Source organism: Brevibacterium sp. 'Marine' (assembly GCF_012844365.1).
Classification (GTDB): Bacteria; Actinomycetota; Actinomycetes; order Actinomycetales; family Brevibacteriaceae; genus Brevibacterium.
In genome coordinates, this window is the sequence record NZ_CP051626.1 from 1 (window position 1) to 22606 (window position 22606).

General features: G+C 64.4%; 16 protein-coding genes and 2 tRNA genes. 15 read left to right on the forward strand and 3 right to left on the reverse strand.

Translation table 11 applies throughout. The features are described 5' to 3' along the window. The first annotated feature begins 100 nt into the window (after positions 1–100). The 9 genes from dnaA (at position 101) to HF684_RS00045 (ending at position 11427) form a co-directional block, all read left to right on the forward strand. Positions 101–1801, forward strand: a complete 1701-nt coding sequence (gene dnaA, locus HF684_RS00005; protein ID WP_169250777.1) for a chromosomal replication initiator protein DnaA — start codon at positions 101–103, stop codon at positions 1799–1801. Positions 1802–2358: 557 nt separating this feature from the next. Next, entirely contained in the window at positions 2359–3498 is a 1140-nt protein-coding gene (gene dnaN, locus HF684_RS00010; protein WP_172173149.1) for a DNA polymerase III subunit beta, read from the forward strand. Beyond that, complete coding sequence (recF, locus tag HF684_RS00015; protein ID WP_169250778.1) at positions 3499–4635, forward strand: DNA replication/repair protein RecF; 1137 nt, start codon at positions 3499–3501, stop codon at positions 4633–4635. It begins immediately after the preceding gene. Then, positions 4632–5144: a DciA family protein gene (locus HF684_RS00020; RefSeq protein WP_169250779.1), complete on the forward strand. Its 513-nt coding sequence runs from the start codon at positions 4632–4634 to the stop codon at positions 5142–5144. The genes recF and HF684_RS00020 overlap by 4 nt, the downstream gene beginning before the upstream one ends. 241 nt (positions 5145–5385) lie before the next feature. Continuing rightward, a complete protein-coding gene (gene gyrB / locus HF684_RS00025) occupies positions 5386–7383 on the forward strand; it encodes a DNA topoisomerase (ATP-hydrolyzing) subunit B (RefSeq protein WP_169250780.1) in 1998 nt (665 codons plus the stop codon). 140 nt (positions 7384–7523) lie between these two features. Further along, positions 7524–10091, forward strand: coding sequence for a DNA gyrase subunit A (gene gyrA / locus HF684_RS00030; RefSeq protein WP_169250781.1), 2568 nt, complete (start codon positions 7524–7526; stop codon positions 10089–10091). Further along, positions 10088–10948 (forward strand): DUF3566 domain-containing protein, encoded by an 861-nt coding sequence (locus HF684_RS18675; RefSeq protein WP_248279045.1) that lies wholly within the window; start codon positions 10088–10090, stop codon positions 10946–10948. Before gyrA ends, HF684_RS18675 begins: the two co-directional genes overlap by 4 nt. 161 nt (positions 10949–11109) lie before the next feature. Then, a tRNA-Ile gene (locus tag HF684_RS00040) sits at positions 11110–11183 on the forward strand. A gap of 171 nt (positions 11184–11354) precedes the next feature. Beyond that, a tRNA-Ala gene (locus HF684_RS00045) sits at positions 11355–11427 on the forward strand. Between the two features lie 83 nt (positions 11428–11510). On the opposite strand, the gene HF684_RS00050 is transcribed toward HF684_RS00045, so the two are convergent. Continuing rightward, positions 11511–12095 carry a CHAP domain-containing protein gene (locus HF684_RS00050; RefSeq protein ID WP_169250782.1) on the reverse strand — a complete coding sequence of 195 codons (585 nt, stop codon included), beginning with the start codon at positions 12093–12095 and terminating at the stop codon, positions 11511–11513. A gap of 188 nt (positions 12096–12283) precedes the next feature. On the opposite strand from HF684_RS00050, the gene HF684_RS00055 reads away from it, so the two are divergent. The 3 genes from HF684_RS00055 to HF684_RS00065 all read left to right on the forward strand — a co-directional run bounded on the left by HF684_RS00055 (position 12284) and on the right by HF684_RS00065 (position 17430). Next, positions 12284–13189, forward strand: a complete 906-nt coding sequence (locus HF684_RS00055) for an endo alpha-1,4 polygalactosaminidase (RefSeq protein WP_248279046.1) — start codon at positions 12284–12286, stop codon at positions 13187–13189. Between the two features lie 249 nt (positions 13190–13438). Next, positions 13439–14887, forward strand: a complete 1449-nt coding sequence (locus tag HF684_RS00060; protein WP_169253696.1) for an MDR family MFS transporter — start codon at positions 13439–13441, stop codon at positions 14885–14887. A gap of 8 nt (positions 14888–14895) precedes the next feature. Further along, positions 14896–17430: an excinuclease ABC subunit UvrA gene (locus tag HF684_RS00065; protein ID WP_248279047.1), complete on the forward strand. Its 2535-nt coding sequence runs from the start codon at positions 14896–14898 to the stop codon at positions 17428–17430. Positions 17431–17461: 31 nt separating this feature from the next. Here the strand turns inward: HF684_RS00065 and HF684_RS00070 are convergent, their stop codons facing one another. Then, positions 17462–18316 (reverse strand): helix-turn-helix domain-containing protein, encoded by an 855-nt coding sequence (locus tag HF684_RS00070; protein WP_169250784.1) that lies wholly within the window; start codon positions 18314–18316, stop codon positions 17462–17464. An 80-nt stretch (positions 18317–18396) separates the two neighbouring features. Here HF684_RS00070 and HF684_RS00075 point away from each other — a divergent pair, with 80 nt between their 5' ends. The 3 genes from HF684_RS00075 (at position 18397) to HF684_RS00085 (ending at position 20967) form a co-directional block, all read left to right on the forward strand. Next, complete coding sequence (locus HF684_RS00075) at positions 18397–18810, forward strand: DUF6157 family protein (protein ID WP_169250785.1); 414 nt, start codon at positions 18397–18399, stop codon at positions 18808–18810. A gap of 140 nt (positions 18811–18950) precedes the next feature. After that, on the forward strand, positions 18951–20282 hold the full coding sequence (locus HF684_RS00080; protein ID WP_169250786.1) for a sodium:proton exchanger: 1332 nt from the start codon (positions 18951–18953) through the stop codon (positions 20280–20282). A 10-nt stretch (positions 20283–20292) separates the two neighbouring features. Further along, the gene (locus HF684_RS00085) at positions 20293–20967 is read left to right on the forward strand and encodes a metal-dependent transcriptional regulator (protein ID WP_169250787.1); all 675 of its coding nucleotides are present in this window, start codon (positions 20293–20295) and stop codon (positions 20965–20967) included. A 166-nt stretch (positions 20968–21133) separates the two neighbouring features. Here HF684_RS00085 and HF684_RS00090 read toward each other — a convergent pair whose 3' ends face one another. Then, a complete protein-coding gene (locus HF684_RS00090; RefSeq protein WP_169250788.1) occupies positions 21134–22507 on the reverse strand; it encodes an NAD-dependent succinate-semialdehyde dehydrogenase in 1374 nt (457 codons plus the stop codon). Between the last annotated feature and the right edge of the window lie 99 nt (positions 22508–22606).

Sequence of the window (22606 nt, forward strand, 5' to 3'; positions counted from 1 at the left end):
GAGTCGGCAAGAGTCCACATTCTGTGGAAAACTATGTGGAAGTCATGCACAGGTGTGGATCACGCCAGAACGAATTTTTGAAAGCTGAGGAAATGTGACGGTGTCGAATTCCAAAAATGAGCTCATCAGCCGTTGGCGCACGGTGGTCTCAAACCTGGAAAAGGACCCGGACCTCACGTCGCACCAGAAGGGATTCCTCTCCCTCGCCGTGCCCAAAGCCCTCGTCGACAATGCCCTCGTCCTCCTCGCCGTGCGCGACGAACACACCCGTCGCACCATTGAGACCCGGCTGCTCGGCCCTCTGACAAGGGAGTTCTCCAAAGTCCTGGAATTCGAGGTGACCTTCGGCTTCGTCGTCGATCCGGAACTCGACGTGCCGATCCGCTTCGAAGATCTCATCGGAGAGCCGACCCCGGGACCCCAGGTCCCCATCGATCCGGTCACCTCCACCTCGGTGACGGGAACACCGGAACCCACCCCCGCCGAGGCGGCCGAACCGGTGCGACCGACCCCGGCCGATCATTCGACTCCGGAATCCGCCCAGCCGAACCAGGGCCAACCAGGTCAGAGCCAGCCCGCCGCGCAGCCTCCGAATACTCAGATGCCGCAAGCGCAGACATCTGCGCCGCCGGCGACGCAGATGCCCACCGAGCAGCCGCAGGCTCCGGCCGAATCGGAGATGACCGACCGTGAGATGAAGATCGCCGAGGCGACCGCCGCCCCGATGAGCCCGCCCGTCGATGCTCCCGGCGTCGCCCAGCTCAACCCGAAGTACACCTTCGACACCTTCGTCATCGGCGCGTCCAACAGGTTCGCCCACGCTGCGGCATTCGCCGTCGCCGAAGCACCGGCCAAGGCCTACAACCCCCTGTTCATCTATGGGGACTCGGGGCTGGGCAAGACCCACCTGCTCCATGCGATCGGCTACTACGCGACTCAGCTGTTCCCCGAGATCCGGGTGAAGTACGTCTCCAGCGAAGAGTTCGTCAACGACTTCATCAACACGATCGGCTCGTCGAAGACCTCGAACGCTCTGCGCCCGGCTTTCCAGCGCCGCTACCGTGAGGTCGACATCCTCATGATCGACGACATCCAGTTCCTGCAGGGCAAGGATGCGACCGTCGAAGAGTTCTTCCATACCTTCAATGCTCTGCACAATGAGGCCAAACAGGTCGTCATCACCTCCGATCAGCCGCCGAAGATGCTCAAGGGCTTCGAGGAGCGGCTGCGTTCCCGATTCGAATGGGGTCTGCTCACGGACGTGCAGCCGCCGGATATGGAGACCCGGTTCGCGATTCTGCGCCGCAAGGCCGCAGCCGAACAGCTCGACGTCCCCGATGATGTCCTCGAATACATCGCCTCCCGGGTGTCGTCGAACATCCGCGAGCTCGAAGGCGCTCTCATTCGCGTGACGGCCTTCGCCAACCTCAACGATCAGCAGATCGACGTCTCCTTGGCAGAGACCGTCCTCAAGGACTTCATCACCCCGGATGACACCCCTGCCGTCTCGGCCGCGGACATCATGGGCCAGACCGCTGCCTACTTCAGCCTCACTCTCGACGACCTGTGCGGAACCTCCCGGTCCCGAACGCTGACCACGGCCAGACAGATCGCCATGTATCTGTGCCGTGAACTCACCGACCTGTCTCTGCCGAAGATCGGACAGGCCTTCGGTGGACGCGATCACACGACCGTGATGCACGCGAACAAGAAGATTCGAACTCAGATGGCTGAAAGACGGGCCGTCTACACGCAGGTCACCGAACTCACAAACCGCATTAAACAACAGCACCGCCTATAGAAGACGTCATACACATCTGTGGATAACTCTGGGGACAATTGCTCACAGCTGGGGACAGACCGGTGGACAGAACTGCTGCGCGGGTGGAAAGATGTGAACTACATGCTTGTGTTTACCCAAGCGCCCACCGACGCCTCCGTCGCGGTGCACATGGCATCCACAAGCCTATAGTCGGTCAGAACCCTTGATTACTCTGGGGTAAGCGGCACTTATCCACAGTCTCCACAAGTGCTGATACTTCTACCAAGTGAATTCAACTCTCAAGAGGGCGACCGCCACCGACTGCTGCGGTGGATGAGCTTCGAGCTCGGGGTCTCGAGTTCGACACAGGTGCAGAGCTGCCGAATATTCGAACACAGGATCTCAAGTGATTCTCGAATGCGAGATTCACTCTGCTGGCAGCCCTTGGCAGCCCTTTTCGGCCGGCACTCCTGAGGTGGGCACAAATCGGATAGGCTGTGTAAAGTTTTCCGAGCAGTATCGAGCCTGTGACTCGCAACCCGGAATCTTGTGCCAGATGCCCAGTGCAGGTCGGGTGGCCACCCCGAAGGAGTAAAGTGAACGCGGAAGCATCCCCCTTGAAGTTCAAAGTCAATCGCGACGTTCTCGCTGACGCTGTTGCCTGGGCGACCAAGACTCTGCCCAACCGTCCTTCCGCTCCGGTCCTCACCGGCATCCTCATCACCGCCGAAGCAGGCGGCACAGTGCGCCTGGCTGTCTTCGACTACGAAGTCTCCTCCCGCGTCGAGATCGTCGCCGATGTCGCCTCCGCGGGAACTGTGCTGGTCTCCGGTCGTCTGCTCGCTGACATCTCCAAGGCGCTGCCGAACCAGGAGGTCACGCTCGAGCAGATTGATGCGAAGGTCGACGTCACCTGCGGCTCCTCTCGCTTCTCGCTGATGACGATGCCTGTGGCTGAGTACCCGGCACTGCCGCAGATCCCCGACGACTCGGGCACCGTCTCTGCCGGTGAGTTCCAGAACGCCGTCTCACAGGTCACGATCGCGACCTCGAAGGACGACACCCTGCCGATCCTCACCAGCGTGCGCGTCGAGATCGAGGGCGAGAAGGTCACGATGCTCGCCACCGACCGCTACCGTCTGGCCGTTCGCGAATTCACCTGGAACCCGGGCCGCCCCGACGTCTCGGCCGTGGCCCTGCTGCGTGGGCGCACACTCTCCGATGTCTCGAAGTCCCTCGGCGGCGATGTCACGATCGGTCTGAGCACCGATGCCGGCAAGGACCTCATCTCCTTCACCTCGGCGGGCCGAGTCACCACCTCGCTGCTCATCGAGGGCGAATACCCGAAGGTCCGGTCGCTGTTCCCTGATTCGGTTCCGATCCATGCCATCGTGGAGACCGCTGTGCTGCGTGAAGCCGTTCGCCGCGTCTCGCTCGTGGCCGAACGCAACACCCCGCTGCGCTTCGAGGTCACCGACGGCATGCTCACCCTGCATGCCGGCACCGGTGACGACGCTCAGGCCTCCGAAGCCGTCGAAGCCACCCTGCAGGGCGACGAGATCACCGTCGGATTCAACCCGCACTACATCGCCGAGGGCCTCGCCGCTGTCGAAAGTCCCTATGTGAACTTCTCCTTCACACAGCCGATGAAACCGGTCATCATCTCCGGGCAGAAGGAACTCGACGGACCCGCCGACGAGTCCTACCGCTATCTGCTCATGCCCACGCGCATCTGAATGTGGATATCCCGACTCTCCCTGCGTGACTATCGGTCGTATCCCGAGCTCGACCTCGAGTTCTCACCCGGAGTCACCACATTCGTGGCCGACAACGGGACCGGGAAGACCAATATCGTCGAGGCGATCGGGTACCTCGCTCATCAGCGCTCCCATCGGGTGGCCTTCGACGCTCCGCTCGTCCACGAGGACAGACCGGCTGCGACCGTGTCCGCACTGGTCAACCGGGATCAGCGGCACGCCACCGTCGAAGTGACCATCCAGGCCAAAGGCGCCAACCGGGCCCGGGTCAACCGCAATGCGGTCAAGCTCAAAGACATCCTCGGCCTCGTCTCCTGTGTCGTCTTCGCTCCCGAGGACCTCAGCCTGGTGCGCGGGGAACCGGCCGAACGTCGGTCCTGGATCGACACCCTCGTCGTGGCGCGAAATCCGCGTTTCGCCTCGATCATCACGGACTTCGAACGGGCACTCAAACAGCGCAATGCTCTGCTCAAACGACTCCGTGAGGACCGCGATCCCGGCCTCGAGGCGACACTCGACATCTGGAACATGGCCTATGCGGACTCCGCGGCCGAGCTCGTCTTCGGCAGGCAGCGGATCCTCGCCGATATCGTCGAGCCGCTGCAGACGAACTTCGCCTATATCGCCGCCGACGCCCGACTTGAGCGGCAAGGTGCTCATATCGCCTATGACTCGCGCATCGACTACTCGCAGGCCGATTCCGCTGCCGACTGCAGAGAACTGCTTCTCGCGGCCCTCGACCGCCGCCGGACGACGGAGATCGAGCGCGGTCTGACCCTGCACGGACCCGGTCGCGATGACCTGTCGCTGATGATCGGAACCCATCCGGCGAAGGGCTACGCCTCTCATGGAGAGACCTGGTCGCTGGCGCTGGCCATGCAGCTGGCCGGATGGGATCTGCTCTCCGCCGATGCCGGAAGCGCCTCCGAACAGCCGATCCTCGTCCTCGACGACGTCTTCGCCGAACTCGACACCGGCCGACGTCAGCGTCTGGCCTCGAGAGTGACGTCGGCCGAACAGGTCTTCATCACCGCAGCCGTCGACTCCGATCTGCCCGATGGCCTCGAGGGAATCCGGATCGACCAGTCCCGACTCCTGCAGAGCAGCACATCATGAGCGGCATCGACCGGGACTACTCCACTCCCGTCGCCGCACTCGAAGCCCTCGACCGGGTCCGGCGGATGGAGGTCACCGAAGCGAAATTCGTCCGCAGCCGTCGCCGCTCCCGCCTGCGCGGCGAAGTCGTCTACTCCGGATCGGGCAGGGACGGCCGTGACCCGAAGACGGTGTCATCGGTGCTCGGTTCGCTCATCTCCGATCGCGGCTGGTCGTCCTCACTCGACATCGGGAAGGTGCTCGGCCGATGGCCCGACCTCGTCGGACCCCAAGTGGCCCAGCACGCGACTCCCATCGACTTCTCTCCTCCGCTGCTCGTCATCGCCGCGGATTCGACGACCTGGGCGACCCAGCTGCGGGTGCTCAGACCGACGATCCTGCGCAAGCTCGAGGAGGGACTGGGCTCGGCGACGATCACCGAGATCGAGATCAAGGGACCCCAGGGGCGCAGTTTCAAACGCGGCCGACGATCGGTGGCCGGCCGCGGCCCCAGGGACACATTCGGGTGAAGCGGACAGCCGCCTCGGCGAGATTCCGGGAAGCGACCCTGCATTTCTGAGAAGAACCCCGTGCATTTCTGAGAAGAACACAGAAGGCCTCAAACGGCCATAGGCGCTCCCTGACCTGTCCGGGGGTACATCTGCGGCACGAAAATTCGGGAAATACGCCTTCACAGGCCGCTTACGGGCATTTCAGCGTGCGGCGCGGTAGAATGGGGAGCTGATAGCGACCATCCGAACAAGGAGTCATATGACGACCGAGGATCAGCCTCATTATGATGCCGGCGACATCACTGTACTCGAGGGTCTCGAGGCAGTCCGGAAACGACCCGGCATGTACATCGGTTCGACCTCGGAACGCGGTCTCCACCACCTCGTTCAGGAGATCGTCGACAACTCCGTCGACGAGGCGATGGCCGGCTATTGCGATCATATCGAGGTCACCATCCTCGCCGACGGTGGCGTCCGCGTCGCCGATGACGGCCGTGGCATGCCCGTGGCCATGCACCCCACCGAGGGCAAGCCGACCGTCGAGGTGATCCTCACGATCCTCCACGCCGGCGGCAAGTTCGGTGGCGGCGGATACGCCGTGGCCGGCGGTCTTCACGGTGTGGGTTCGACCGTCGTCAACGCACTGTCCGAACGACTCGCTGTCGAGGTCAGACGTGACGGGTACACGTGGACGATGGACTTCGTCCAGGGCGTGCCCACCGGCGAGCTGCAGCGCGGAGACGCCACCGACGAGACCGGCACGACCGTGACCTTCTGGCCCGACGGCTCGATCTTCGAGACCACGGACTTCTCCTACGAATACCTCCGTGCGCGCTTCCAGCAGATGGCCTTCCTCAACAAGGGTCTGAAGATCAGCCTCACCGATGAGCGCCACAACGAGGTCGATGACGACGACGTCCAGATCGACGAGGACGAAGCGACCGAGTGGAAGCCGCGCACCGTGACCTACGAATACGCGAACGGCCTGCTCGACTATGTCGAATACCTCAACTCGACGAAGAAGGCCGATCTCGTCCACCCCGATGTCATCGTCTTCGAAGCCGAGGAGGGCGAACAGACTCTTGCACTCGAGATCGCGATGCAGTGGACGACGTCGTACAACGAATCCGTCCACACCTACGCCAACGTCATCAACACCCACGAGGGCGGCACTCACGAAGAGGGCTTCCGCACCGCACTGACTTCGCTGGTCAACGCGTATGCGAAGGAACAGAAGCTGCTGCGCGACAAGGATCCCAACCTCACCGGCGATGACATCCGCGAGGGTCTCACCGCCGTCATCTCCGTCAAGCTCGGCGATCCCCAGTTCGAGGGTCAGACGAAGACGAAGCTCGGCAACTCCGAGGTCAAGGGCTTCGTCCAGCGCGTGGTCCGTGACGAACTCGGACACTGGTTCGAGTCGAACCCGGCCCAGGCCAAGGACGTCGTGCGCAAGGCGCTGCAGGCTTCTCAGGCACGGTTGGCCGCCCGTAAGGCGCGTGAGGCCACTCGCCGCAAGGGACTGCTCGAGTCCTCGGGCATGCCCGGCAAGCTCAAGGACTGCCAGTCGAAGGACCCCTTCGTATCCGAAGTCTTCATCGTCGAGGGTGACTCGGCCGGCGGCTCGGCGACTCAGGGCCGCAACCCGAACACCCAGGCGATCCTGCCGCTGCGCGGAAAGATCCTCAACGTCGAAAAGGCTCGACTCGATCGCGCCCTGGGCAACAACGAAGTCCAGGCGATGATCACGGCCTTCGGCACCGGCATCGGTGAGGAGTTCGACCTCGAGAAGCTGCGCTACCACAAGATCGTCCTCATGGCCGACGCCGATGTCGACGGTCAGCACATCACGACACTGCTGCTGACGCTGATCTTCCGGTACATGAAGCCGCTCATCGAACACGGCTACGTCTACCTCGCCACCCCGCCGCTCTACCGCATCAAGTGGTCGAACGCCCCGCACCAGTTCGCCTACACCGACAAGGAGCGCGACGGACTGCTCGAGACCGGGCGGGCCGCAGGCAAGCGACTGCCCAAGGACCTCGCGATCCAGCGCTACAAGGGTCTGGGTGAGATGAACTACGAGGAGCTGTGGGAGACGACGATGGATCCCGACCACCGGCTGCTCAAGCAGGTGTCGCTGGACGACGCGATCGTCGCCGACGAGATCTTCACCGTCCTCATGGGCGATGACGTGGATTCGCGTCGCCGCTTCATTCAGGAGAACGCGAAGGACGTCCGCTTCCTCGATATCTGATCATCCGTCCTCACCGGGCAGCCGCCTCGGTGAGGGTGGGAGATCGGATGCACCGCACCCATTCTTTGCACGCACCAATCGCCGCCGCACACGGCTGAGACCCAGCCGGACACGGTACGAACACAAGGGAAGAGCCCACATTGGCCGACGAGAACGATATCGGAACAGAAATCAACCGGATCGAACAGGTTGATCTCAACCTCGAGATGCAGAGGTCGTACCTCGATTACGCGATGAGCGTGATCGTCGGCCGTGCCCTGCCCGACGTCCGCGACGGGCTCAAGCCCGTCCATCGCCGCGTGCTCTACGCGATGTTCGACGGCGGCTACCGCCCCGACCGCAACTTCTCCAAGTGCTCGCGCGTCGTCGGCGACGTGATGGGTCAGTACCACCCGCACGGCGACACGGCGATCTACGACGCCATGGTCCGCCTCGTGCAGCCGTGGACGATGCGCTACCCGCTCGTGGCCGGTCAGGGCAACTTCGGTTCCCCGGGCGACGACGGAGCGGCGGCACCGCGTTATACCGAGTGCAAGATGGCGCCCCTGGCCATGGAGATGGTCCGGGACATCGAAGAAGGCACCGTCGACTTCCAGGACAACTACGACGGCCGCAACCAGGAACCCATGGTTCTGCCCTCCAGGTTCCCGAACCTGCTGGTCAACGGCTCGGCCGGCATTGCTGTGGGTATGGCCACGAACATTCCTCCGCACAACCTGCGTGAGGTCACCCAGGGTGCGCAGTGGCTGCTGTCCCACCCGGAGGCGAGCAAGGAAGAGGCTCTCGAAGCCCTCCTCGGCATCATCAAGGGACCCGACTTCCCGATGGGCGCGACGGTCCTCGGCCGCAAGGGCATCGAGGACACCTATCGCACCGGTCGCGGCTCGATCACCCAGCGAGCAGTCGTCGAAGTCGAAGAGATCCAGGGCCGCACCTGCCTCGTCGTCACCCAGCTGCCCTACATGGTCAACCCGGACACCCTGGCCGCGAAGATCGCCTCCTACGTCAAGGACGGCAAGGTCGCCGGCATCGCCGATCTGCGAGATGAGTCCTCGGGCCGCACCGGTCAGCGACTGGTCATCGTGCTCAAGCGCGATGCCGTGGCCAAGGTCGTGCTCAACAACCTGTACAAGCACACGTCGCTGCAGGAGAACTTCTCCGCGAACATGCTGGCCCTCGTCGACAGCGTGCCGCGCACGCTGAGCATCGACTCCTTCCTGCGTCTGTGGGTCAAACACCAGATCGAAGTCATCGTCCGTCGCACGCAGTTCCGTCTGCGCAAGGCCGAGGAACGCGCTCATATCCTGCGCGGCTACCTCAAGGCCCTCGACGCCCTCGACGAGGTCATCGCCCTGATCCGCCGCTCCCCGTCCTCGGACGAGGCGCGGGCCGGTCTGATGGAGCTGCTCGAGGTCGATGAGACCCAGGCCAATGCGATCCTCGACCTGCAGCTGCGCCGACTGGCCGCCCTGGAGCGTCTGAAGATCCAGGAAGAGGCCGAGAAGATCGAGCAGCTGATCGCCGAGTACAACCACATCCTGGCCACCCCGTCTCGCCAGCGTGAGATCGTGTCCGAGGAACTCGACGAGATCGTCGAACGCTACGGAGACGATCGCCGCACGAAGATCCTCGCCGGGTTCGACGGTGACGTGTCCATGGAGGACCTCATCCCCGAGGAGGAGGTCGTCGTCACGATCACTCGCGGCGGTTACGCGAAGCGGACCCAGACGCACCTCTACCGTGCCCAGCACCGAGGCGGCAAGGGCATCAAGGGCGCCGCACTGCGCGGTGATGACGTCGTCGAACAGTTCTTCGTCACCTCCACCCACAACTGGCTGCTGTTCTTCACGAACACCGGCCGCGTGTATCGCGCCAAGGCCTATGAGCTGCCCGAGGGCTCACGGGACGCCAAGGGCCAGCACGTGGCGAACCTGCTCGCCCTCCAGCCGGGCGAGTCGATCGCCCAGGTGCTGTCGATCCGGGACTACGAGGAAGCCGACTTCCTCATCCTCGCCACCCGTTCCGGCGTGGTGAAGAAGACCCGCCTGAGCGAGTACGACTCGAACCGCACCGGCGGTGTCATCGCCATCAACCTGCGCGAATACAAGGGTCAGCCCGATGAACTGGTCTCGGCCCGCATTGTCGGCGCCGATGACCATCTGCTGCTGATCTCGCGCAAGGGCATGTCGATCCGCTTCGCCGCCGATGACGAGTCGATCCGTCCCCTGGGCAGGGTCACCGGAGGCGTCACCGGCATGAAGTTCAAGGAGGACGACGAGCTGCTGACGATGGACGTCGTCCGGCCCGACACCTATGTCTTCGTCGTCACGGAAGCAGGGTTCGCCAAACGCACACCGGTCGACGAGTACCGCCTGCAGGGCCGTGGCGGCCTGGGAATCCGGGTTGCGAAGATCACCGAACAGCGCGGAGACTTGGTAGGCGGGCTCATCGTCGAAGACGGTGAGGAGGTCCTCGTGGTCATGGAGCGCGGTAAGATCGTTCGGTCGAGCATCGATGAGGTTCCGGCGAAGGGACGCAACACCATGGGTGTGGTGTTCGCGAAACCGGGCAAGAAAGATCGTATTATCGCAGTGACCCGTGGGCCCGAGGCCGAGGTCGAAGACGAGATCGAAAGCGAAGACGATGCCGAAGTCCCGGAAGGTGAGGTCGCAGAGCCTCAGACCGGCAACGAGGATGTGGAAGAGTGAGCGATAGCAAACAGCCAGGCTCAGGCAAGATCATACGCACGTCGAGCGGCTCGACCCGTCTGACGGCCGGCTCGTCGAAGTCGGACGAGAAGTCGGCCGCGGCAAGCGGTTCAGGCTCGAACTCCGGGTCGGGAACCGGCGCGAAACAGGGATCCGACTCCGCTCGCGGCTCTTCGGGACCCGACAGCCAGAACGCGACCGTCGTCGCACCTCCCGCACCGAAGGCTTCGCCGAAGCCCAACCGCGCTCCCTCTGCCGGGTCGACGCCGTCGGCACACACCGGATCCCAGGGATCGGGTACCCAGACCGGGTCTCAGGGATCGGGCGCTCCCGCTGCCGGATCTCAGGGATCGGGTTCCCAGGGATCGGGCGGCGGCAACCGCAGCGCCACCTCGGTGATGGGAAATGCTGCGAACACCGTCCGCGCCAGCTCCGGCGGCGTGAAGATGGGCGTGAAGAACATGGTCGACAACGGGAAGGGCAAGAAGAAAAAGGGCCCCCGCACCGTTCGTCTCACCGTCTCCGCCGTCGACCCGTGGTCGGTCATGAAGATGTCGTTCCTCATGTCCGTGGCGATCGGGATCGCCACCATCGTCGCCTTCATCGTGCTGTGGGTCGTGCTGCAGGCGACCGGTGTGATGAGCGGCCTCGAATCGACGATGAGCGAGCTTGCCGGCGCCGAATCGGCCGAGCGGATCATCGGGATCTTCGGCTTCGGCCGAGTCGTCGCAGCCGGCTTCATCATCGCGGTCATCAACATCGTGCTGATGACGGCGCTGTCGACCCTGGCCGCGTTCATCTACAACATCGGCTCCCTCATCGCCGGCGGATTCAGCCTCACCCTCACCGACGACTGACCCCTCCCCTTATTGCTACCTGACGGCGGCCCAGCAACCTCGCGCAAGGTTGCTGGGCCGCCGTCAGGTAGCAATTGGAGGGTGTGAGAGGGGTCACTGGGCGTCGATTTGTGTTTAGCTGCGGTCGATGGGTATTGTTTTACTTCGGGTTCACCCGATAAGGGCCTATAGCTCAGGCGGTTAGAGCGCTTCGCTGATAACGAAGAGGTCCCTGGTTCAAGTCCAGGTAGGCCCACGTCCTGTCACAACAGGATTTCCTTTCGAGGAGGATCATGAGAAGATGGATTCTCAGCGGTCTCACTTTGGTGGGACTGGGAGTGTTCTTCGGGTGGCGGCACCGTAACCAGGGTGCCCAGGCCGAATGGTCCGAACACACCGACTCGGTGTGAGGGTGTGAACCCATTTCGGGGGTATGGCGCAATTGGTAGCGCATCTGCTTTGCAAGCAGAGGGTTAGGGGTTCGAGTCCCCTTACCTCCACTCGAGTAGTTTTGAGACAGCACTCGTAGAACGAAGGCTCCGAACCGATTGCGGTTCGGAGCCTTCGTCGTCGCGAAAACCTATCAGGCGCGCCAGTACCCGAGGTAGCCGTCGATGAGGCCGTCGTAGGTATGCAGGCTGCGGTCGCCGTTGAAGTTCTGGTGCCACACCTGACCTTCGTAGTAGATGCCGATATGGCCGTAGGCGGTGGTGTTGTCGCCGTCGCCCCAGACGAGGATGTCGCCGTTCTCGAATTTCTGATCGGTGTGCCAGGTGAAGCCGTTCGCCTTCATCTTGTTCCCACCGGAGCCGCCTGCCTGATAGTCCACGGCATTGCCCCACGCTCCGTGGTCGACGCCGTGGACTTCTTCGAGTGCCCGGGAGATGAGGCTGACGCATTCTCCCTGATAACCGCCCTGTGAGTTCGCCAGCGACCGGCCCTTGTAGTGCTGGAGGAAGTCGCCGATGTTCGAGAACTTCTTCTCCGCCTCCGGATTCGCCGAGGCGGTGCCGGAGTCCGCCGCCGAAGCCGAGTTCTCGGTCCCTGCGGAGGCGGCGGGCGGTGCCGCCGGCTGGGCGGCTGAGGCGATCGTACCGGTGCCGAGCACGACCGCGGAGGTGATCATCGCAGCTGTCATGGTCTTCGTGGTGACGTTCTTCAGAGTCATTCTCTTCCGTTCGTTCCGCTTGACTGTGTGACTGGTACTGACTTGCCAGGAGACGAGCCGCCTCGGTGACGGGTCGACTCCTCTGCCGACGCTAACAGCGCCGAGGTGAACATCCGCTACGTCGAATCGAAGAGAGAATGAACTCCACTGCGACATCGACGCCGGCCGCCTCCGTCTACAGTGAGTCCATGAGACCTCCGCCGATCCCGATCCCACCGCGGTGGATGGCGGCCGCGGTCGCCATCGGCCTAGGCATCGCCGGTGCAATGGGAGGCTGCTCGGCGAACGCATCGCCGCCGTCGACACAGGCGTCGGGAGCACCGTCGCTGCCGACGTCAGGAACCTTCGACTATCAGCTCGGCGGAACCTATGACTCGCTGCCGGATCAGCAGGGTCGGATCGATATCGTCGTCCGCGACGCCGGTGCCGCACCCCTGACCGGGGCCTACTCCGTCTGCTACGTCAACGGCTTCCAGACCCAACCCGACGAGGCTGCGGATTGGCGAGACTACACGGATCTGCTGCTCCACGATGCCGCCGGTGACCTGATCGTCGACCCCGATTGGCCGGACGAACACATCCTCGACCCCGATTGGCCGGACGAACACATCCTCGACCCCTCGACCGCAGACCGACGATCCCAGATCCTCGACATCATCGGCCCCGTCATCGACAGCTGTGCCCAATCCGGATTCGACGCCGTGGAGATCGACAATCTCGACACGGCCGACCGATTCCCCGACATCGACCGAACCGGTGCCCTGGAACTCGCGGCCGCGTACGTCGACCGCGCCCACACCAAGGGCTTGTCGATCGCGCAGAAGAACGCCGCCGAACTCGCCGACGCCGCTCATACGCAGCTCGGCTTCGACTTCGCCGTGGCCGAAGAATGCGCCGCCTTCGACGAATGCGCTGCGTACACCGAGACCTACGGCGATCGTGTCCTCGCCATCGAATATCCCGACACCCTCGCCGAGGCGGGGCTGGATTTCGCGGACGCCTGCACCGTCCCTGATCGCCCACCGCTGATGATCCTGCGCGACCGCGACCTCGTCGCAGCAGGCGATCATGGGTACCGATACGACACCTGCTGAGAAGACCGAGCGAGCAGTGACGAAGATCGCCGTAGTTTCGGGTTCTCCCCACTGTCGGCGCGAAACGGGAATACGTTAGTCTGAGATGCTGTTGACACCTTCGTCTGCGCGTCGATTCGGCATCTGCGTGCGACCTCCGCCCACATCCCGGGCCCCTCAGACACATCCGAACGGAGCACCGTTTTGTCCAGCGACAGCTCACCCGCACAGGCGCAGACATCCCAGCACGAGACCATCGACCCGGCCGGCATGCGAGTCATCTGGCTGCTGCTCGTGGCCGCCTTCGTGGCCATCCTCAACGAGACGACGATGGCCATCGCCATCCCCGAACTCAACAAGGCCCTCGACATTCCGCCGGAGCTCGGACAGTGGCTGACCAGCGCGTTCATGCTCACCATGGCCGTCGTCATCCCGACGACCGGTTTCCTCCTCCAGCGCTTCACCACGCGTCAGATCTTCTTGGCCGCGATGATCCTGTTCTCCACCGGTACGCTCATCTGCCTCGTCTCGCAGGGCTTCCTGCTGCTCCTCATCGGACGGATCGTCCAAGCCGCAGGAACCGGCATCATGATGCCCCTGCTGATGACCACGATGATGAACGTGGTCCCGGCGCATTCGCGCGGTCGGATGATGGGTCGAGTCGGCCTTGTCATCTCGCTGGCCCCGGCCATCGGACCGACGATGTCGGGCATCGTCCTCGATTCGCTGGGCTGGCGCTGGCTCTTCGGCATCATCCTGCCCATCGCGCTCATCGCACTGGCACTCGGCGCGAAGTGGATGACCAACCTCGGCGAGTCGACGCACGCCCCGATCGATGTCATCTCAATCGTTCTGTCCGTGTTCGCCTTCGGCGGCATCGTCTATGGCCTCAGCCGGTTCGGCGGAGGCCACGGCGGTGAGGCAGGCGGCGGATCGACGAGCACCCTGGCGTGGGCGACGATCGGCGCCGGCATCGTCTTCCTCGCCCTCTTCGTGTGGCGCCAGCTCGTTCTGCAGAAGGGCGATCGCGCCCTGCTCGACCTGCGCGTGTTCAATTCGCGCAACTACGTCTTCTCGGTCATCATCATGGCCGTCGTCGCATTGTCGATGTTCGGTACCTTCTCCCTGCTGCCGCTGTACTTGCAGAGCGTCGTCGGCCTCGGCGCCACCCAGTCGGGTCTCGTGCTCCTGCCTGGGTCCGTGCTCATGGGCCTGCTCGGCCCTGTGATGGGTCGGATCTATGACGCCCGCGGACCCAAGACGCTGCTCGTTCCCGGCACGATCATGATCGCGTCCTCGATGTTCGCGTACTCGACGGCCGGAGTGGGCACGCCGATCTGGCTGCTCATCATCATCCAGATCGTCATGTCCCTGGGCTTGGCGGGTTCGTTCACTCCGCTCTTCTCTGCGTCGCTGGGGTCGTTGGACCGTCACCTGTACTCGCACGGTTCGGCCGCGCTCAACACCCTGCAGCAGGTTGCGGGAGCCGCCGGTACCGCGCTGCTCATCTCGATCTACTCCGCTGCATTGCACGCCGGCCAGGCCGACGGCAAGTCCGTCCCCGAGGCGGGAGCCCCCGGCGGCCACGCCGCGTTCCTGCTGGCGACGGTCATCGCGATCGTCCCCGTCGTCCTCGCGTTCTTCATCCGCAAGCCCGAGGATCAGGAGGACTATCCCGCCGAGGTGGTCGAACCGACCGAGGCCAGCCCCGCCGAATGACGGACCCGATGTCCTCGACCGAGATCCAGCCGGACGTGCGGGTCCGCGGGGCCAGGGAACACAATCTGCGCAACGTCGATCTCACCGTGCCCCGGGATGCGCTCGTCGTATTCACCGGGGTGTCCGGGTCGGGCAAGTCCTCCCTGGCTTTCGGCACCCTCTTTGCCGAGTCGCAACGCCGCTACCTCGAATCCGTCGCCCCATACGCTCGCAGGCTCATCGATCAAGCAGGGGTCCCCGATGTCGATTCGATCACCGGAATGCCGCCGGCCGTGGCCCTGCAGCAGCAGCGCGGCGGACGCAGCGCCCGCTCGAGCGTCGGCAGCATCACCACGGTGTCCAGCCTCGTGCGCATGCTCTACTCACGGGCGGGACGGTACCCGGAGGGGCAGTCGATGCTTTTGGCCGAGGATTTCTCGACGAACACCGTCGAAGGTGCCTGCCCGGAATGCCACGGAATCGGGCGGGTCTACGAGGTGCCCGAGGACAAGATGGTCCCCGATCCGACGCTGACGATCCGGGAGCGCGCCATCGCCTCCTGGCCGAAAGCCTGGCACGGTCACCAGCTGCGCGATGTGCTCGTCGCCCTCGGCTACGACGTCGACGTCCCCTGGCAGGACCTGCCGCGCGAACACCGTGATTGGATCCTCTACACCGAGGAGACTCCGCACCTTCCCGTCCACTCCCGGCTGACGCTGGACGAAGCGCGCGAAGCGATCGCAGCAGGTGCCGAACCAACTTATTCGGGCACCTTCGTCGGTGCCCGCAAATACGTGCTCGACACGTTCGCGAACACGAAGAGTACCGCGATGAAGCGGCGCGTCGCCGAATTCCTCAGTGCCGGTCCCTGCCCCGTGTGCCACGGAAAGAAACTCAGGCCTGACGCTCTGTCGGTGACGATCGCCGGTCTCGACATCGCCGAATTCTCCGCGCTGCCGCTGCATGAACTCATGTCCGTCCTTCGCGATGAGGTCGCCTCGGCGAAGGCGGCTACGGAGGCCGACGATCACCCGGCGACGGACAAGCTCGCTGCGTTCGTCCGCCTCGGCGAGGGGCTCATCGATCGGCTCCGGCCGATCGTCGACCTCGGGCTCGGGTACCTCTCACTTGATCGGACCACACCGACGCTGTCCGGAGGTGAGCTGCAGAGGCTGCGGTTGGCCACCCAGCTGACCTCGGACCTCTTCGGCGTCGTCTACGTGCTCGACGAACCTTCTGCCGGCCTCCACCCGCAGGACGTCGACGCCCTGCTGGGCATCCTCGACGGGTTGAAGGACCGCGGGAACAGCCTCTTCGTCGTCGAACACTCCGTGGACATCATGCGCCATGCCGACTGGCTCGTCGACATCGGACCCGGCGCCGGCGAACGCGGCGGAGACGTCCTCTACAGCGGACCTACGGCAGGTCTTGCCGACATCGAAGAATCCGTGACCAGGGGTTATGTCTTCGGCGGACGCGGACTCGAACCCCACGAACACCGGCAACCGCGAGGTTGGATGAAGCTTGCGAACATCCGCCGCAACAATCTCCACGACATCAGCCTCGACCTGCCGCTGGGCTCACTGACTGCCGTCACCGGAGTATCGGGGTCGGGCAAGTCCAGCCTCGTCAGCCAGGTGCTCCCTGCCATCATCGGCGACCGACTGGGCACCTCCACCACTGCTGACGAACCGGCGTCCGATGATGACGAACTCCTGCTCACCGACGAACCCGAGGAGCTTGAGGGCACCGTCACCGGGGAACTCACCGGGATCCGACGGGTGGTGAGCATCGACCAGAAACCCATCGGTCGCACGCCCCGGTCCAACGTCGCCACCTATACGGGTCTGTTCGACCATGTGCGCCGACGCTTCGCCGATACCCCGGAGGCCCGGGAACGCGGATATAAGCCCGGCCGGTTCTCCTTCAACGTCGCCGGTGGACGATGCCCGACCTGTGAAGGCGAAGGATCGGTCATGGTCGAGCTGCTGTTCCTGCCCTCGGTCTACACCGAGTGCCCCGACTGCCACGGCACCCGCTTCCAGTCGAGCACCCTGGAGATCCAGTGGCGCGGACGCAATGTCTCAGAGATCCTCGACATGAGCGTCGAGGAGGCCCACGACTTCTTCAGCGGCGAATTCGACATCATGCGCTCCCTGACCGCACTCATCGACGTCGGCCTCGGCTATCTGCGCCTCGGCCAACCCGCCACCGAGCTCTCCGGCGGTGAGGCGCAGCGGGTCAAACTCGCCAGCGAACTCCAGCGCTCGCAGCGCGGTGACACCCTCTACGTCCTCGACGAACCCACCTCCGGACTGCATTGTGCGGATGCCGACCGGCTCGTCGCACACCTGCAGACCCTCGTCGACGCCGGCAACACGGTCATCATGGTCGAACTCGATATGCGCGTCGTGGCCGTCGCCGACCACGTCGTCGAACTCGGCCCCGGCGCCGGCGACGACGGCGGCCGGGTCGTGGCGACCGGCACCCCCGCCGACATCGTCGACGCCGGGCAGGGGCCGTCTGCGAAATACCTCGCCGCGGCACTCTCCGGACCACGGTGACTTGAGGACTCCGGTGATCTGAGGACTCGGATCAGGCGGTCAGATTACTCGTGGTGCGGCGGTAGGCGTTTGGGGTGATGCCGGTGGCCGTGCGGAAGTCGTTCGTAAGGTGGGATTGGTCGGTGTATCCGAGATCGGCAGCGATGACGGCCAGTTCCTCGGTGGGGCGGGTCACGAGGGCGAGGGCGACTTCTTGGAGGCGGATGCGGCGACTGAGCCATTTCGGACCGTGGCCCAGCGTGTCCAGGCAAGCGCGCTGAATGGTTCGCTCGCTCCGTGCCAACCGTTCCGTGAGCGTCGTGCCGGTTCGGTGGTGGATTCGCTCGCGCAGTTCGTCCAAAACATCGTTCGCCAAGAGGCCCGTCGAGGTCAGGGCACGTTCCGCGATGGCCCGCTGGACTGCCTCGTTCGCCGCCTGCGCCCGCTCAGCGGGGTCGGTGTAGGCGGTGATGCGCTGCATGAACGCATGCAGACGGGGGCCGAGTTCTGCGGTGAGGGGCACAGTGGCGTCGGCGACCTGAGCAGGAGTGAGGTCGCTGAGCACTGCCAGTCCCGCGGGGCGAAGCCGGATTGCGAATACTCGGCCGAGACCGCCGATGGTGCGTCTCCAGGCCCCGCACTGCACCCCGGTGACCACAAGCGGCGCGGGCACCTCGCCTTCTTCGATGCTGACGGTGACTGCGGGCAGGTCGATGATCGGCTGATCCAGTCGTTCGCCGTCCTCCAGCGCCCAAGAGACATGCCAGTATTGATCGATCATCGCCGAGGCGGCGGGGCTGGGGTCGATCCAGCCCGCCTGGTAGCGAGCCAGCCGCTCGGGGTAGAGCACGCCAGATCGCTCGGAGGTGGCGATTGGGCGCTTCCTCGCGTCACTGGACCGGGTCATGATTCCATTCTTCCAGGCTGCACCAGTGGACTGTCGCTTTTCTCCTATCGGACTCGCTGTTGGCCGGTGAGACTTGAAGCATGGGAAGCACGAATTACACCGGCACGTTCATCCAGGTCGCAGACGACTGCCCGACAGGTGCAGCGGAGCAGCCCCCGGTCGGGGTTAAGGCTCCGACTGCTGCAGCTCTCCAGTACGCACTCATCACCGAGCACCCGTACCAGTTCACCAGCGATGATGTGGTGTTCGAGGTGTACGCCACCCGCCAGGGAATCCCAACCGAGGAACGAGCGGAAGCGCGTCAGGCGTTCTTCGCCAAGGACCAGCCGTGCCTGCGATCTTCCCCACTGGGCAAACGCTACGGGTGGGGAATTCACCATGATGCAGATGGCCGTGTCGCTCTAGTGCCACTCGGTTCTGACGTGTACCGGTCCCTCGCCGCCGATCCGACGGTGAAGCAGCTCAAGGCCATGCGCTCCAAACGCGCTCGGTGACCTCGGGCACACGACCTCATCCCGCCAGGCCGTGAGATCCCCAGAAACAAGCGGATCCCGGGACCTTCCGCAATTGTTGGAGGCGTCTAAGTCTCAGTTGTGCGTAGACACACCCGATTCGCGGCGGGAAGTCTTGAAGCATGCCCACAGCAATCCTTCGCCGTATCGCGATCTGCCTGCTCTTCGCCGCACCCGCCGTGGTGCTGCGGATCAGCGGCATCGAGCTCGCCCCGGTCCTCGAACTCCTCGCCTTCGGCGCCGCCATCGTCGCGGCCGCCTTCCTGCTGGCCTGGGCCGCCGAGGCGGCGCAGAAGGACATCTCGGGAGCCCTCGCGATCGCCCTGCTCGCCCTCATCGCGGTCCTCCCCGAATACGCCGTGGACCTCTACTACGCGTTCCGATCCGGATCGGATCCGGACTACCTGCACTTCGCGGCGGCGAACATGACCGGATCGAACCGTCTGCTCCTCGGCTTCGGCTGGCCGCTCGTCGTCATCATCGCCCTGCTCGTCGCGCGCCGCATGGCCAAACGGACGAAGTCACCCGTCCAACATTCCCTGCGTCTCGACTCGGGCAGCCGGATGGATATCGGCTTCCTCGTCATCCTCGGCGTGATCGCCTTCGCCATCCCGCTGCTCGGCAGCATCCCCATGTGGTTCGGCATCGGGCTCGTCCTCATCTTCGCCGCCTATCTGTGGCGGGCCGGACAGGCCGCGGGAGATGACGACGAGGAGTTCGTCGGCGCCGCGGCCCTCATCGTCGCCATGCCGCAGAAGGCCCGCCGGATCACAGTGGTCACCATGTTCGTCGTCTCAGCCGCGATCATCCTGCTCTCGGCCGAACCGTTCGCCGAGGCACTCGTGGCCTCGGGTGAGCGCCTCGGCATCGACAGCTACTTCCTCGTCCAGTGGCTGGCCCCGCTGGCCTCGGAAGCACCCGAGTTCATCATCGCCGCGATGTTCGCCGTCCGCGGCATGGGCGGGGCCGCCATCGGCACGCTCATCGCCTCGAAGGTCAACCAGTGGAGCCTGCTCGTCGGCTCCCTGCCGATCGCGCACTTCGCCGGTGGCGGCGGCCTCGGGCTGCCCCTGGACGGGCGGCAGATCGAGGAGTTCACGCTCACGGCCACGCAGACCATCCTCGGCGTCGCGATCATCCTGGCTCTGCGCTTCCACTGGGCACCCGCGCTGGGACTCGCCGCGCTCTTCGGACTGCAGTTCTTCGTCACCGATACGTCCGGGCGCTACATCCTCTCCGCGATCCAGGCGGTGCTGGCGATCGTGTTCCTCATCCTCCACCGTGGTGACATCCTGCCCACGCTCGCCGCTCCGTTCCGCCGTCCCCCGCGAGAGAGTGCAGATGAGACCGTCGATGACAGTCAGATGCACACCCCCGCCGAGGCGGACGAACCGAAACGCGAATCGATCGTCGGAACCGCGCCCGACCCGAAATCGGCCGGTACCCGCGCGTAGAATGACCATCATGCCGCGCCCCGCTGTCACTCGCATGGTCGAGGATTACGTCACCCTCATCTGGAAGGCCTACGAATGGCCGGGCGGTCGTCCCGCCACGACGGAGATGGCCGAGCAGCTGGGAGTGACCGCCTCGACGGTATCGGCGAACCTCAAGAAGCTCGCCCGCGACGGCTACATCGACTACGAACCCTACGGGCAGATCGTGCTCACCGACGCGGGCCGGCAGATCGCCGTGGAGATCGTCAGGCGTCACCGGATCGTCGAGTCCTACCTCGTCGAGGCCCTGGGCCTGACCTGGGATCAGGTCCATGACGAGGCGGATCGGCTCGAACATGCCGTGTCCGATCTCGTCCTCGAACGGATGAACGCAGCGATGGGAAGTCCGCAGCGCGATCCGCACGGGGATCCGATCCCCGACGCCGACGGACGCACCGCCGAATTCCCGAGCCGGCGTCTGCAGGAGACAGCACCGGGTGTCGAGGTCGAGGTCGTCCGGGTCTCCGACCGTTCACCCGAGCTGCTGCGCTATCTCACCGATCGGGGAATCGTCATCGGCACGAAGCTGCAGGTGAGATCGATCAGTTCGGCCGCCTCGTCGATCGCGGTGAGCATCGGGGATGAGAGCATCGAACTCGCCCTCGACGCGGCCGACGCGATCCGCGTCGGGCCCGGTCTCGGCTGAGGACCAGGCGACCGGTCCGACACCGGCATCGCCGCGTGCATGGGGCTCGAGTCTCTCAGCTTCCACCACGCGTACCTCAAACGACAACGCCCGGTCGGCTGCGAATGACTCGCAGCCGACCGGGCGTCGTCTATTGCTCCGGACTCAGACCGGGGCGCGCACGGGATCAGGCGTGGACGCGGATGAGGTGTTCGTTGGTGAACGCCTGGAACGCCCACTGAGCGTTCTCGCGGCCGTAGCCGGAGCGGTTGATGCCGCCGAACGGGTATTCGGGGCCCGACTCCATGTGGGCGTTGATCAGGGTCATGCCGGCGTTGATCTTCTTGCCGAACTCCTGACCCTTCTCCAGGTCATCGGTCCACACCGAGGACATGAGGCCGTATTCGGTGTCATTGGCCAGACGCAGAGCATCCTCTTCGTCCTTGGCGCGGTAGATCATCACGGCCGGGCCGAAGAGCTCGTTGCAGCCGAGGTCCGAACGCGGGTCGATGTCGGTGAGCACGGCCGGGGACATGAACCAGCCGGGACGGTCGAGCTTCTTGCCGCCGGTGCGCAGTGTCGCACCATCGGCCACGGCCTTCTCGATCATCTCGACGATCTCGTCGCGAGCGCCTTCGGAGGACACCGGTCCCATGCCGACCTCGGGGTCGTCGAAGTCGGAGATCTTCATGGCTTCGACGGCCTTGACGGCTTCGGCGACGAATTCGTCGTAGAGTTCATCGACGACGATCATGCGCTTCGGCGAGGTGCAGACCTGGCCGGCATTCGCCAGGCGCAGCCCGACGAGCTTCTGCGCCACCGACGGCACGTCCTTCGAGTCGAGGACGACGGCCGGGTCGTTTCCGCCGAGTTCGAGGACTGCGCGCTTGTAGTACTTCGCGGCGATCGCAGCCACGGACGCACCTGCACCCTCGGAACCGGTGAGCGAGAAGCCCTTGACGCGGAAGTCCTTGAGGACCTCCTCGGCGTGGGAGGAGTCGAGGTAGATGTTCTGGTACACGCCCTTCGGCAGCCCCGCCTCGGTGAGGAGGTCCTCGAAGTACTGGGAGGACTTCGGGCAGATCGACGCCTGCTTCATCATGATCGTGTTGCCGACCATGAGGTTGGGCAGCACGAAGCGGGCGATCTGGTTGTAGGGGAAGTTCCACGGCATGATGCCCAGCAGCACGCCCAGCGGCTGGTGCTCGACATAGCTGCTGGCGGCGCCGGCGGCGGCCAGGTGAGTCGTGGACAGGTGGGTGGCGGCGTTGTCGGCCATCCAGCGGGCGGTGCGGGCGACCTTGTCGACCTCACCGAGTCCCTGCTTCTTGATCTTGCCCATCTCACGACCGATGATGTCGGTCATCTCATCGGCGTTCTCATCGACGAGATCGGCGAACTTCCGCAGAATCGCCGCGCGCTCATACAGCGGCGTCTCCTTCCACGCCAGATGTGCCTCATGGGCACGATCGATGTACGCGGGAATCTCATCGACGGGTACGGAGGCGAACTCCTCCTCGACTTCGCCGGTGTTGGCATTGGTGAGCGCGAACTTGCTCATGGAACGTCCTTTCACGGGTTGACGATCTGTGCCCTGTAACAAACTACAGTCTCGCGCCATTCCGCGACACTTGAGTCCATCCCTGGGATTACCATTCAT